This is a genomic window from Clostridioides sp. ZZV14-6153 (assembly GCF_020657855.1).
Lineage (GTDB): Bacteria > Bacillota > Clostridia > Peptostreptococcales > Peptostreptococcaceae > Clostridioides.
Genome location: NZ_JAGWCZ010000008.1, coordinates 23,479 through 38,219 on the forward strand (window position 1 = coordinate 23,479; position 14,741 = coordinate 38,219).

The 14,741-nt window shown below is 28.8% G+C and carries 11 protein-coding genes; all 11 read right to left on the reverse strand.

Going from position 1 to position 14,741, the window contains the following annotated elements; genetic code table 11:
- Positions 1–71: 71 nt before the first annotated feature.
- The 11 genes from KGF46_RS11290 to KGF46_RS11340 all read right to left on the reverse strand — a co-directional run bounded on the left by KGF46_RS11290 (position 72) and on the right by KGF46_RS11340 (position 14,730).
- Positions 72–743, reverse strand: a complete 672-nt coding sequence (locus KGF46_RS11290; protein WP_003424384.1) for a flavodoxin family protein — start codon at positions 741–743, stop codon at positions 72–74.
- Positions 744–837: 94 nt separating this feature from the next.
- Positions 838–3,054: a molybdopterin cofactor-binding domain-containing protein gene (locus KGF46_RS11295; RefSeq protein ID WP_227829396.1), complete on the reverse strand. Its 2,217-nt coding sequence runs from the start codon at positions 3,052–3,054 to the stop codon at positions 838–840.
- 2 nt (positions 3,055–3,056) lie between these two features.
- The gene (locus KGF46_RS11300) at positions 3,057–3,527 is read right to left on the reverse strand and encodes a (2Fe-2S)-binding protein (RefSeq protein WP_227434737.1); all 471 of its coding nucleotides are present in this window, start codon (positions 3,525–3,527) and stop codon (positions 3,057–3,059) included.
- A gap of 61 nt (positions 3,528–3,588) precedes the next feature.
- Positions 3,589–4,983, reverse strand: coding sequence for an amidohydrolase (locus KGF46_RS11305; protein ID WP_227829397.1), 1,395 nt, complete (start codon positions 4,981–4,983; stop codon positions 3,589–3,591).
- A 72-nt stretch (positions 4,984–5,055) separates the two neighbouring features.
- Positions 5,056–6,417: a solute carrier family 23 protein gene (locus tag KGF46_RS11310; protein WP_227829398.1), complete on the reverse strand. Its 1,362-nt coding sequence runs from the start codon at positions 6,415–6,417 to the stop codon at positions 5,056–5,058.
- 295 nt (positions 6,418–6,712) lie between these two features.
- Complete coding sequence (locus tag KGF46_RS11315; protein ID WP_413927282.1) at positions 6,713–8,035, reverse strand: uracil-xanthine permease family protein; 1,323 nt, start codon at positions 8,033–8,035, stop codon at positions 6,713–6,715.
- A 354-nt stretch (positions 8,036–8,389) separates the two neighbouring features.
- Positions 8,390–9,430: a sigma-54 interaction domain-containing protein gene (locus tag KGF46_RS11320; RefSeq protein ID WP_227829400.1), complete on the reverse strand. Its 1,041-nt coding sequence runs from the start codon at positions 9,428–9,430 to the stop codon at positions 8,390–8,392.
- A gap of 336 nt (positions 9,431–9,766) precedes the next feature.
- Positions 9,767–11,035: an McrC family protein gene (locus tag KGF46_RS11325; protein WP_227829401.1), complete on the reverse strand. Its 1,269-nt coding sequence runs from the start codon at positions 11,033–11,035 to the stop codon at positions 9,767–9,769.
- Entirely contained in the window at positions 11,028–12,962 is a 1,935-nt protein-coding gene (locus KGF46_RS11330; RefSeq protein WP_227829402.1) for an AAA family ATPase, read from the reverse strand. Before KGF46_RS11330 ends, KGF46_RS11325 begins: the two co-directional genes overlap by 8 nt.
- 27 nt (positions 12,963–12,989) lie before the next feature.
- Positions 12,990–13,712: a cell division protein gene (locus KGF46_RS11335; RefSeq protein ID WP_227829403.1), complete on the reverse strand. Its 723-nt coding sequence runs from the start codon at positions 13,710–13,712 to the stop codon at positions 12,990–12,992.
- A gap of 49 nt (positions 13,713–13,761) precedes the next feature.
- Positions 13,762–14,730, reverse strand: coding sequence for a WYL domain-containing protein (locus KGF46_RS11340; protein ID WP_227829439.1), 969 nt, complete (start codon positions 14,728–14,730; stop codon positions 13,762–13,764).
- Between the last annotated feature and the right edge of the window lie 11 nt (positions 14,731–14,741).

The window sequence follows — 14,741 nt, forward strand, 5'->3', positions numbered from 1 at the left end:
ATTACATCACTATTTTTTATTGAGCCAATAGTAAAAATTCAACTTATTTTTTTTGAAGAAGTAAATGCTTCTTAATGGTCTCTAAGAGGCGATTTTTCATCTTTTTTAACATCTAATTCTTCTTTTACAACATTCCATTTTTCAAGACCAAACTTAGAAACCATTACTGCTTCTGCAGCACCTTTTCCAAGTCTTTTTACTGTGTCCATACCTGTTTCGTCTTCTTGAGCTCCTTTTGCTTTTCCATCTTTACTCCATATTGTACCGCCTATATAGCATCCACCTAACCCTCCAGATACTAACATTTCATGCATTAAGAAGAAATTTATTATAGGAAGTTTTGTTAATTCTTGACCACCATATCTAGTTCCACCAGTAGTTATAGCTGCTCCAACTTTATTTTGAAGCTTTCCTGGATGAACTAAATACATAGGACGAAGTCTATTAAATACTGCTGTAAGTTGAGCAGTTATATTCATATCATATACTGGAGAACCCACTATAATTCCATCCGCTTCTAATATTTTTTGCTCTAATTCTTGTATGTCATCTTTTATGATACACATAGTTTCTTTTCTTATACATGCATCACAATGTACACAAGGACTTATTTTTTTCCCTCTAACTGACCAGTACTCAGTCTCTATACCAGGTATAGTTTCAGCTTCTTTCAAAGCTTCTAATACTGCATATTCTGTTGCTCCTTTACGTGGACTTCCACAAATACCTAATATCTTTGCCATAACAATATCTCCTCATCAAATAAATCTATTTTTATTGCTTTCTATAATTTTAATAAAGTTTCATTTTAAATTTGAATTTTTATTTTAAGCTTTATTATTTTAATTTTATTGGCAATGAATGTATCTCTACATTAGTTGCATCATATACTGCATTTGCCACAGCAGGTGCAACTGGTACAACAGCACATTCACCAATACTCTTACCACCAAATGGTCCAGCTTTTTCATAACTATTTACAAATGCAACTTGACACTTTGGCATATCGACAGTTCTAAATAATTTATAATTTTTAAAATCAGTAACTTTAGGTCTTCCTTGCTCATCAAAGGCTAACTCTTCACTTAACGCATAACCTAACCCCATATGAATTCCGCCTTCTAATTGACCTTCTAAATTTAGAGGATTTATAACTCTACCAACATCATGTACGGCTACAAAATCGACTACTTTTACATCTTTAGTTTCTTTATCTACTAAAACTTCAACAAAATGTACACCATAAGAAGTAAGACCTGCCGGAGAAGAATAATCCTCAACAACTGTCAATTCTCTCAAAGACTTACTTTGACTATATACTGCAACATCAGATAATGATGCTTTAATATTTTCATCAAGTTTACTGATTACATATCCATTATCTAGATATAACTCTTCTTTTGAAGTTTCAAGTAATTTTTCTGCTTCTTCCAGTATTAAAGTCTTTAATTTTTCTGCTGTCTTTTTAGCTCCTCCACCTTCTACAAATACACCTCTACTTGCATAATCTCCAAGATTAAATGTACATGCATCAGTGTCTGTTTCAAAAGTATCAACTTTATCAGGAGTTATTCCCAAAACTTCAGCTACCATCATTGTTTGCATAGTTACAACACCATTACCCATATCATGTGCTCCTGTAAGTAGTGTTAATGTGCCATCTTCATTTAATTTAAGAGTCAATGTGACAACATCTCTATGTGCACCAAAAACTCCATTACCATGTGCACCTATTGCCATACCTATACCCCTTAAATAATTTCCTTCTTCTTTTGGAAGAGCTTTCTTCTCATCCCATTTAAACATTTTTTTACCTTGTTCAATACAGTCAAGAACTCTAGGATTTCCAAGAGAACCGTGGAAGATTATATCAACATCATCTGGTTCTACAGCATTCTTATTTTGAAAATCTACTAAATCCATACCTATTTTCTTAGCTATTTTTGCAAATTGAGCTTGTTGAGCCATAAATATTTGAGGTGAACCATAACCTCTCATGGCTCCTGCTATTGGTGTATTTGTATATACTGGTATTCCAGTAAATTTTATATTTGGTATTTTATAGACTTTAAACACTTTATGGCTAAGTGCGCCTATAACATTTAAAGCACTTGATGCATATGCACCTGTATTTGTATATATTTTTATCTCCTGTGCTATTACTTCTCCATCTTTATTTACACCAGTTTTTAGTTTTACAAAAGACCCATGACGAGTTCTTGTTGATATCATAGACTCTTTTCTTGTAAGAACCATTTTAACTGGTCTTCTCGTCATTTTTGACAATGCTGCTGCTACTGGCTCAATTGTCATTTCTAGTTTTCCACCAAATGAACCTCCAATAGCAGGTCTTATAACTCTTATCTTATTTAATGACATCCCAAAAATTTGAGATAATATTATTCTGAAACCAAATGTGTTTTGGCAAGGTGTATGTATAATTAATTTATCATTATAATCATAGTGTGCAATTACACTGTGAGTTTCTATTGCACTATGATGTATAGCAGGAGTAGAGTATTCGTCTTCAAAGATGTAGTCACATTCTTTAAAACCTTTTTCTACATCTCCACCATTTATATTATTTTGAGAAACCATGTTTGAATCTCCATGTATACATATAGCATCTTCTTTTATTGCATCTTGTATAGTAAATACAGCTGGTAATTCTTCATATTCCACTTTTATAAGTTTTACAGCTTTTTCTGCTATTTCTGGTGTCTCTGCTGCAACTGCTGCTACACGGTCACCTACAAATCTAACTGTATCTGAAAAAATAACTTCATTTTCAGGTATATTATGTTCATAAAATCGTAAAGAGCCATTATATTTTCTCTGTGATGTATTAAGATGAGTAGCTATGGCTCTAACTCCAACGATTTTCTCAGCTTCACTTGTATCTATACTTTTTATTTTTGCATGTGCTACAGGACTTAAAAGCATTTTAGCATGAAGTGCATTTTGCGGTTTCATGTCCGCTACATACTTCATTTGACCAGTAACTTTTAAAGCTGCATCTTTTAGAGGGTATGATTTTCCTATGATTTTTTCCATAACTATCTACCTCCTAATCTAGCTGCAGATAATTTTACAGCTTCTATAATTTTTATATATCCTGTGCATCTACAGAGATTTTCTTTAAAAGCCTCTCTAATTTCATCTTCACTAGGAGATGAATTTCTATTTAAAAGAGCTTGTGTAGTTATAATCATGCCAGGAGTACAATATCCACATTGTACAGCTCCAACTTCTATAAAAGCTTCTTGTATCGGATGAAGATTTTCTCCATTAGCAAAACTTTCTATAGTGTATATAACTTTATCTTCACAGTTCCTTGCAAGAAGTTTACAAGATTTTATATCTACTCCATCTATCAAAACTTTACATGCTCCACAACTGCCACTATTACAACCTTGTTTCGCTCCAGTTAGATTTAATTTTTCACGAAGTACATGCAAAAGAGTTTCATTCTTTTCAACTTCTACTTCATACATGTAATCATTAATATTTAATTTTATTTTTTCCATTTTCTCCTCCTACAGATAAACTAATGTTGTAATAGAATATTATTACAAGCTTATTTTCATATTAGTATAAGCTATTCCACTTATGTCCTTCCATTCTATTAGTTACATTAGCTCTTTTACATAATTCTTCTGCTGCATGCTGAGCATTCAATAAGACTTGTTCTTCACTTTCAATTGTAGTTACTCTACCATTTTCAAGTATTATATTTCCATCAACTAAAACACTTTCTACATTGTGCATACTAGCTGAGTATACCAAAGTTGATACAGGATTGTGAAGAGGTATTGATTTTGGAGAAAGCATTGAGTTAAATATTACTAAATCAGCTTTTTTTCCTACCTCTAAAGAACCTATTTCATCTTCCATTCTAAGAGTTCTTGCCCCCTCAATTGTAGCCATTTCAAGAACTTTTTCTGCAGAAATTGCAAGAGGGTCGCAGTTGTTTACTTTATGTTGCAAAGCTGTTAATTTCATAAGCTCTACCATATCTTGTGCATTGTTACTTGCTGCACCATCAAGACCTAAGCTTACATTTATCCCTTTCTTTAACATTTCTGGAACAGGTGCAACTCCAGAAGCAAGATACATATTACTTGCAACGTTATGAGAAACTTTTATATCGTACTTTTTAAGCATTTCCATGTCCTCATCAGTTATACATACACAATGCACTGCTACAACTTCTGGGCCTACTATTCCCCATTTTTCAAGTAATTTTATATCTATTTCCCCATGTATATCTTTTGTTGCTGTTCTTGCAAATTCAGTTTCAGAAATATGAACCGTGAAGTATGAATCATACTCTTTGACTATATTCCAAAGCATTTTACCCATTTCTTCAGATATAGCCCACATTGAAGAAGGTGCTACACAAATTTTTATTCTTCCATTTTCTGAATTGTGATATTTTTCAAATACTCTTCTCAAATCTTTTTCAACCGTTTCCACATCTTCTATAAGCTCTTTGTGAATACCTAAATCTATACAGCCTCTACCCACTACTCCTCTTATACCTAAGTCTTTATATGCTTTTACTATTCCATCTGTAAGTCCTGGTCTATTATGTGTATGCATATAATCAACCATTGTAGTTATACCACTTTTTAAACCTTCCATACATCCAAGCATTGCAGCATCATAAGTATCTTGTTCTGTTAAGAATTTTGCTGATGGAAACATCATTGTGTTTAACCATTCATGAAGTGCCATGTCGTCTCCTAGACCTTTTAATAATACTTGGAATAAATGATTATGAGTGTTTATAAATCCAGGGAATATCACTTTTCCTTTAGCATCTATAACTTTTTTAACGTCAGAATACTTCACCTCAACATCAGCTGTATTTCCTATATCTAAGATTCTGTCACCTTGAATAGCTATTGCTCCATCAAATATAACTTCTCTATTTTTATTAACTGTAACAACTATTGCATTCTTTATTAGTATATCAATCATCTTAAATCCCCCTTTTAATACTTTCATTACAACATTTTATCACATAGCTTTCTCATATCATATCTAATACATTTATCCAATATTTTCCTCAAGATTTGAAGTAACGTTTTCAGATTTCTTACTTCCTTTTAGTTTAAATAGTGTTTGAAGTAATATAGCTATTATTGCTCCAGAAACTATACTTGAGCCTCCTAGAACAGTTCCAATTGTCGCTGGAAATTGGTCTAAAACTTGTGGAGCAGTTGTAAGACCCATGCTTGTTGCTATAGATACTCCTGCTATAAGATTGTTTTCTTCAGTAAAACCATCCATACTCATAATAGAGAAACCAGACATCGCTATTGATGAAAATACTACTAAAGTTGCTCCACCAACAACACAAGATGGTATAGTTGTCATTATTGCTCCTAGTGCTGGAGATATTCCTGCTAGTAATAATACAAGTGCTCCTAATGCTATTACGAATCTACTTGTAACTTTATTCATAGATACAATTACTGTGTTTTGGCTGAATACTCCAGTTGGAAGAGCTGCAAATAGTGATGAAATTATAGAAGTTACAGAGTTTCCTAAAACAACTGATGATAACTCTTCATCAGTTACCTCTCTGTCCATTGCACCTATTGTTGCTATTGTACACGCACCCATCATATCAGCTATACCTATTATGTAAATAATAGTAAACATTACTATTAACTCTGGTCTAAATTCCAATCCAAAAGCCGCTGGTGTTGGCAAAGATACTATAGCTGCACCTTTAACTGCAGAAAAATCAACTAATCCTAAAGCTAAAGATATAGCATATCCTACTAATATCCCAATTAATATTGAAGAGTTTTTAACTAAGCCTTTACCATACTTATTTATCATTATTATTACAAAAGCAACTATAACTCCTACTATAAAATTTATTGGACTTCCAAACGTTTGTGCACCTTCTCCTCCTGCTAAATTCTTTATAGCTGTTGCAAATAATCCAAGTCCCATACATGCTATTATAGTTCCAGAAACTATAGAAGTGAATATATGTCTAATTTTCTTAACTGCAAAGCCTACAAAGAATACGATTACCCCAGCAGCAATTTGTGCTCCAAATAAAGCTGCTAAGCCATCTTTAGCTGCTACAGAAAGACAAGCTCCTAAAAATACATAACTCATTCCCATCATTACAGGTAATCTTGAACCTAATTTAAATCCTTTGAATAAAGGTATTGGATATAATTGTAAAAACGTTGCCAAACCTGCTGCTAACATAGAACCTTGAATCAACATCGTCGCTTGCCCCTGGTTAAGTCCTACCACGTTTGCTATTAATATTGCAGGCACCATATTTCCTACTATCATTGCTAACAAATGTTGTAAAGCTAAAGGTACCGATTCCTTTAGTGGTGGTATCCCATCCACATCATATTTTGAAGTATTACGTGTTTTCATAAAATAAATCCTCCCATACATAAATATCTTGACTAAATATTTTATAATTATTTTCTATAAATATTTTTATGACCATGAATTTATTGCTCAACCGATAACCACAGCTAAACTGAGCTATTTTTATAAAAAATTAACAAATGTGCAAATATACCCTCCCCGATTTTCTTTTTGACTAAACATTAAATGTCTGATGTATACTCTTTATTAAATTTCTTATTAAAATGAATAGCTATCTGAAGTAATCTAACAATCTCATAATAAGATAATTTAAACAACCCCTTTAAATTATCATTTTTTAATTAGCCTTTTCCATAACAGCTCTTTCTTTAGCTTCATCTTCTAGACTTTTATTTGGTATTATTAGATTTAAAACAAATGCAACCAATGTCGCAATTACTATTGGAGATTCTCCAAATAATAATTTTATAAATGGAGGAAATGCTTCCTGTGCTGCTGGAACTGATGTTATTCCCATACCTAAAGCTATTGCTAAACCTACAATAGTAATATTCCTTGATGACAATTCTTCTGTAATAATTAACTTTATACCTGTCATTGTTATCATACTGAATATAGATATTGTAGCTCCTCCTAAAACAGAGTATGGTATAGTTGTCATCAATGCACCAAACTTAGGTACAAACCCCGATAATAACATAAATATACCAGCTATTCCAAGCACAAATCTACTTATTACTTTGTTCATAGCTACCATACCTACATTTTGACTATATGATGATGGTGGTAAACCTCCAAACAAAGCGCCTATCATAGTGCAAATTCCACTTCCTATTACTCCACTTGACAATTCTTTATCTGTTATATTTCTATCCATACCTCCCATTGTAGTAGCTGACAAATCTCCAATTGCTTGAACAGCATTGATTATACTTACAATTACTACAGAGATTACTACTGGTATATCAAATTCCAATCCGAATTCAAGTGGCTTAGGTATAGCAAACCAAGCTGCCTCTCTAATAGGGTCAAAATTTATTATGCCCAAAACTAAAGATACACAATATCCAACTATAATTCCCAAAAATATTGCTGCCAATTTTGCATACCCTTTTGCAAATTGGCTAAGACCTATAACTACCACTAGTGTTATAGCTGCTACTGCCCAATTTTGCATAGAGCCATAAGTAGGACTATTTACACCACCTGCCATATAATTTATTGCTATAGGATATAAAGATAATCCAATTGTAAAAACTACTGTTCCTGAAACTATATTAGGAAAAAATTTTCTTATCTTTTTTATAAATATTCCTATTAATACTGTAGCTACTCCCCCTATTAATTGTGCACCCAAGATGCTCGCTAGTCCGTAACTTCCTCCGACTGCTACGAGTGTTGGCACATAAGTAAAGCCGACTCCAAAAATTATAGGCAATCTTGAACCAATATTTCCTATTGGATATAGTTGTATAAGTGTTGATATTCCAGCTATTATTAATGCATATTGCACTAAAAGTGTTATTTGTGTAGCACTAGCACCCACAGCTCCTCCAACAACTATAGGTACTGTAACAGTTCCAACTATCATCGCTAGTATATGTTGCATTGATAGTGGTAAACACTTTAAAATTTGTGGCCTTCCATCAATATCAAACATAGAAACACTTTTTTGATATTTACTCAAGGTTATCACTCCCAACTATTTTTTAATGACAGTTATTATTATCTCACACAACATCCTTTCTTTTTTTATTTTGCCATCTTAATTTAATATGAAGCAATTATAATGCCAATATTTTAACAAAATTGTTTTACATATATAATTTTTATTATATTTGTTAGTATTTGATAATTTGATAAACCATTTCTTTTTTTAAATTCTTTTAAATTTTTTTTATTTTTGGATAATAAAATCTTATTACAAAAAAATCACTTGGAAAATAGTTTTTCAAGTGATTTTTATCAATTTTATAATTTCAAATTTTAGAATTGAGAATTAAAAGCATAATTACTATACATCTATCTTTCTATACAATGTTGCTAGCGATATTCCAAGTTTTTTAGCAGCTAACTTTTTAGATTTAGTATCATTTCCATAAAACTTTAATACCTTTTTTATATATGCTCTCTCAAATTCTTCAAGGGTAAGTATATCTTGTTCCATATTTATCTCATAGTCACTTTCCTCAAGCAACTTTATATTTATTTTGTTTAACTTAAAATATTCAAGTATCTTTCTATTTATTATACCCTTATGTATTATCCCATCTTCCTCAAGAAGATTTAAAGCTAATTCTATAGTGTTTTCTAATTCTCTTATATTTCCTGGCCACGGATATTTAAGTAGCATATGTTCTACATCTGGCTCTATATGGTATACATTTTTCTTCATTTTCCTTGAATATTTATCTATAAAATTATTTATTAATATTTGTATATCATCTCCCCTTTCTCTAAGAGGAGGCACTTCTAGAGGTATTACATTTAATCTATAATATAAGTCTTCTCTAAATTTATTTTCTTTAACCAACTCAAATAAATCTCTATTAGTAGCTGATATAATTCTAACATCTATATCCATTAATTCATTTGAACCTATTCTTGTAAACTTCTTTTCCTGTAACACTCTCAAAAGCTTTGATTGTAATTGAATTGGCATATCCCCTATCTCATCTAGAAATACAACTCCTCCATTAGCTAATTCAAATTTACCAATTTTACCTTTTGAATCTGCCCCACTAAAAGCTCCTTTTGTATACCCAAAAAGTTCACTTTCTAGCAAGGGTTCTGGTATAGCAGCACAGTTTATAGCAACGAATGTTTTATTCCCTCTGTTTCCTGCGAGATGAATGGCTCTTGCTATTAACTCTTTTCCAGTGCCACTTTCTCCAGTTATCGCTACAGTAGAATCACTATTTCCAATTTTACAAATTCTATTCTTAAGAGCAAGCATTACATCAGATTCTCCAATTATAGAGTCTACTGTTGTTGTTCCCCAAATATTGTATACTTCCATTCCACCATACATTACTGAATCACTGTGTTTATCCATAAAATATCAACTCCAAATAAATATTATATATAATCATCATTCAAATTATCTATTTAATTATATCATAACAGAAAAGCTTAGTTATAATTTTACAATAATATTTTAATTTTCAAATGAAGCTTAATAAAAAGTATACCTACTTAAATTTTAATTTAACAGGTATACTTTCTTTATTTTGCAAGCATTCTATATTAAATAAGCAATTACAGTGCCATATTTAATATAGAAAATAATTTCCAAAACTTTTCATTTATTACTTTTATATAGTTCTTTCATGCTATAAAATTATTTATTACTTTATACAATGTATTTTTATTATTTTTATAATTCTTATTTTTAAAATTTATAATTAAAAATTATTTTTTTTAAATCAGATATGGTATTTTTTATATCATCCAATCTTACAGTTTTTGCTTCTATAAATTTACCTTTAAATGACTCCAACAATCTCCATGAGCTGTAATTTTTATCTTTTTTGATACAAGGATATAATAATATACATCTTTTTGCATTTTCATAAGATGTTATATATGCATACATCTGATATATATCACTTGACCTATAGAAAATATTTGAATCCACTTCAATAGCTTTCCATTTTGTATCAATTATGATTTCGGATTCATATTTTGAATCATATAAAACTATATCGGGCCTTAAATTAAAAGTTTTCTTTCCTGTTTGTTCATTTTTTAAAAGGAACTTACTTTTATCTTGTATATAAGTTTCTCTAAATTCATTATTCCATATACTTTTTATTAAGTTTCCTATATATTCTTCATATAAAATGTTTATTTCAAATAATATAGAAAATGCATCTTGATTATTTTCGCTGTTATCCATCGATAAATTTAAAAGTATAAGTTTGGCCAATGAGTAACAATCTTTAAATCTATCATTATTTTTATAAAATTTGTAATCTAATAGTTCTTCTCTATTTATATAAGCTAAATCTACATTATAAAAATAACTCAAAATTTTTTTTATCTTATTTTGAATTAAATTATCATCTATTCTACATAAAATAGATATACATGCCTTTTTTAAAACTTGATTCAAAAAATTATTTTCGCTATACTCATCATATTCACATTTTATTTTCATTGGAGATATATTTTTTTCTCTTGCATATTTACTTATTAATATCTTACCTTTTACAACATTTGAATTATCTATCTTATTTATATATTCAAAATAAATCCCTCTCTTAATTTGCATTTGCATACTTTCAATAAAATACAGAACAAAAAAATTCATGAGATTATAATTTTTTAAACTTGATTTTATATTTTCGTTTATTATAATTGGAATCTTATTACATGTAGAAAGCATTTGTAATAGCATTTCTCTATCTTTTACAGTATTATTACTTAATGACAGCTTTGGAAGTATCTCCAATATTACATTTTCAAAACATATAACTCCTACATAATTTATGAATCTCAGTTTTTTATATCTGATATCTATTATATTACTCTTTAATACATCATTATTAGTATCCAAATATTTAAGTAATTTTTCATATTCAGTTTCTGTGAGCTCATTTTCACCATTACCTACTTTTATCCATTCATAAGTTTCCTTTACATATATATTTTTACTCATATATATTTTTTAACTCCTCAATAGATATATTTCGTTTTATATAATAATTAACTTTACTTTCCATTATTGATGAATTATTATTTTTAAATAATTTAGATGCTGTGATTTCTTCCTTATAAACAATATATTTATCCTTTTCATTTTTACCTATACCACCTAAAATAAGTCCTACTTTTTCTGAGTCATAATAGAAATATTCTTGAAGAAGTGGTATTATTTTTTTTCTAAATACGACTACTATATCATCAATATTTTCTACATTTAGTAAGTAAGCCTGTCCAATAACATGGTCTCTATCATATAAAAACTCTATTCTCTTATTGATTGTATACAGCATATTTTTAACATCTATTCCATCTACAACAGACAGTAACTCATAGTCTGGCATAATTTCTTCAAAATCAAATCTTCTTCTCAAAGCTATATCTAAAAGAGCTATGGATTTATCTGATGTATTCATAGTACCAATTATATATAAATTTGGAGGTAGAGAAAATTTTTCTTTTGAATATGGTAGTTTGACAATAGTTTGATTTGATTTAGTAAGTCTTTTATCATCTTCTAATAATGTTATTAATTCGCCAAATATTTTAGAGATATTCCCTCTATTGATTTCATCTATTATTAAAACATATCTTTCTGATTCTTCAAAATTAAAGTTCTCAACATCTTCTATATTATCAAGCACCAACATCTTTTTTCTTGCCTTTATATCTTCTATAGTTAAAGTATCTTTTTCTAGCTCAAAATTTAACTTCTTTTCAAGTTTCAACCCATCATAACATGCTTCTATAAATATGTCCTTCAATATACCATCTTCTGGCTTAAAATTACCTTCACCATCAGACTTGAGACCTTCTATAAATTCTTCATATCCATATGATTGATGAAAAGTACAAAATTCTGCATTATTTTTATAATCTACATAACTTGTACAATCATTATTTTTTAAACTAGTTTCATTTATTAAATTATAAGCTATTTGTTTTGCGTTATATGTTTTACCAGTCCCTGGTGGACCATAGAGTATGGTATTTAACGGAATTTTATTAGTATATCTTTTTATATACTTTTCAACTAAATTATTATTTTCAAAGATAACCCATGCATTTCCATCAATATTCTCTTTTTCATTTTCTATCCATTCTACAGGTAAAAAACATCCACCTTCTGAAGTAGTTATTTTATCTTTATCAAAACCTTCTTTAACTTGACAAACACCAAATAAGCTTTTCATTGTATGGTCATTTTCGTAAATTACTTTTTCGCTATTATATACTAGAATATAATCATCTGTATTTATATTTTTCAAGTTTTCTAATTGTTCTAAACTAGTAGGTTGAATAAACAGTTCTTCATTCTCTACGCACTTATCTACATCTATATAATAATAGTTTTTTAGGTACCATTTATTATTGTCACTTTCTTCTATTCTTTTTTTTAATGATTTATTATCTTGTAATTTAATAATGTCTAAATATGTATTTATATCTTCATTATTTAATTTATAAAACTCACTAGTATATATTTTACAATTTAAAACTGTATCAAATGTGTACATCCATTTTATAGGTAATGTATGACCCAAAATATGACTTAATTCATAACCATTTTCAAAACTTTCTTCAACAATGCCAATAAGGACACTATACTTAATTTTTCCTTCTACATTTTGATATGCCCTATATAGAAAATAATCTCCTTTTTTAACTGACATAAATTTTTTTATAAAATCTTTGTCATTACAGTTCTCATTAATGTATTTTTCGGATTTTTTTCCCATATTAAGTACTTTTTTTAAATTTATTTTTATATCAAATCCTAATGCAATTATGCTTTCTTCTTTAAAAACTTGTGGTGTGTCTGTCTCTTGATAAAAAAATTCTTCCATTAACCAATACTCTGTAACATTTATATTTTCAGACATATACTTCTCCTTAATATCTAAAATACATTAATTATATAACATTCCCACTTTAATCTTTCCATCTAAATTTTCTTTTAAGTATAGCGAAAATATCATTTCATAGCCTTCTTCTGCCTTATTTTGAATATTGTTCATCAAATCATTTAATTCAACTAGTGAAAATTTATTATTTCCTTCAACAAAAACTATACCTTTTTTCCCAATAAATTCTTCACCAAAATGTTCCATCTTTTCAAATAAAATATCTACTATTTCACTGTGCTGTTTTGAATCTTCAAATTCTTCAAGAGAATACTTAATCCCTTTATCACTTATAATAGCTTCTTTTAAATCAGTTATATCTATATTTATCATACAAGAATCTGAAATAGACTCTATCATAACATTCATCAAGTCAACAAATTTCAAAATACTATTTTCATTGACTTTAAATTCTCTATTAATTCCTAAGTCATCTTTATTTTCTTCTTCTGAAGAATTTATACCTATAGATAAAATTCGTCTTTCATTAGACATATATGAAATAGCTTTTATAACTTCTCGACTTTGTTTATCTTCAGTTGAATATGCTAAAAATAATATATCAACTCCATCTAAAAGACTTCTAACATATTCTTTTTCAACCTCTTGATTCATAGTAATTCTTTCTATATCCATATTTATTTTTACTTTTTCTTCTATTTCATCTATTATACTAATACCTTCAACTCCAACACCAATTATCTTAGCATTCTTATTAACATTTTCCATTATAATATGTATCTCCTTAATAATTATTTAATTTTAACATTTTTAAATATTATATCATATTTTCTTCATAAAAATATTTTAACTCTTTAGCCTTATCATAAAGTAATTTATTCATAAATTTTGGTTCTACAACTTTAGCATCTTTTCCTATTGAAAATAATGTAGATATCCACCAATCTATTTCTTCATACTTTATAAGTTTACTAATTGTTCCACTTCCATTTTCATTTAATTCTATATCCAAATCTAAAAAACTTCTAGTTATTTTAGAAATACCTTCTTTTGTGAGTGATATATGTAAGTGAACAATTTCACTAGTTTTATTAGTAATTGCCATCTCTTCATTTAACTTACTATATACTGTATCTAGCCATTTTTTCAAACTCATACATGCCTTTTTGCATTCTCCTACTTTTTTAATTTCTAGTACTTTATCTATACGAATTATTGTGATACTATCACTTTCATAGTCATACACTGGTGAAAACCAAAACCCTTCATTTAAAAATATACCTATTGGGCATATTTTTTTCTCTAGCAATTGATTTCCAGATTTATATTGAATATTCAAAACACAAGAGTTTGATGAAGCCTTGAAAAATTTAGTTACAGTATTAATATCAATATTTCTATAATTAGCTATAAACTCAATATATTTTTCAATGTTATTTATACCTATTTTTGCACTACTTTCACGATTATAATTTATTTTTTTAATTATAGAATCAATTTCTTTTTTTATGTGTGAAAAATTGTAAACTTGTAGTGACTTAAATGCAAAAACTATAGACATAACTTCTTTTTCTGTAAATATAACAGGAGGTATATAGCTATTGTTTAATACTCTATAACCTCCATTTCTACCTTTTTCTGCTTGAATTGGAAGTCCCATTTTATTTAATTCTATTAAATATCGTTGAATAGTTTTAGTTGAAAGATTAAACTTCTCTGACAACTCTTTGATTGTAAACTTTTGTCTATCATTAATATATGCCCAAACATCAGTTAATCTCTTCATCTTTGACAAAT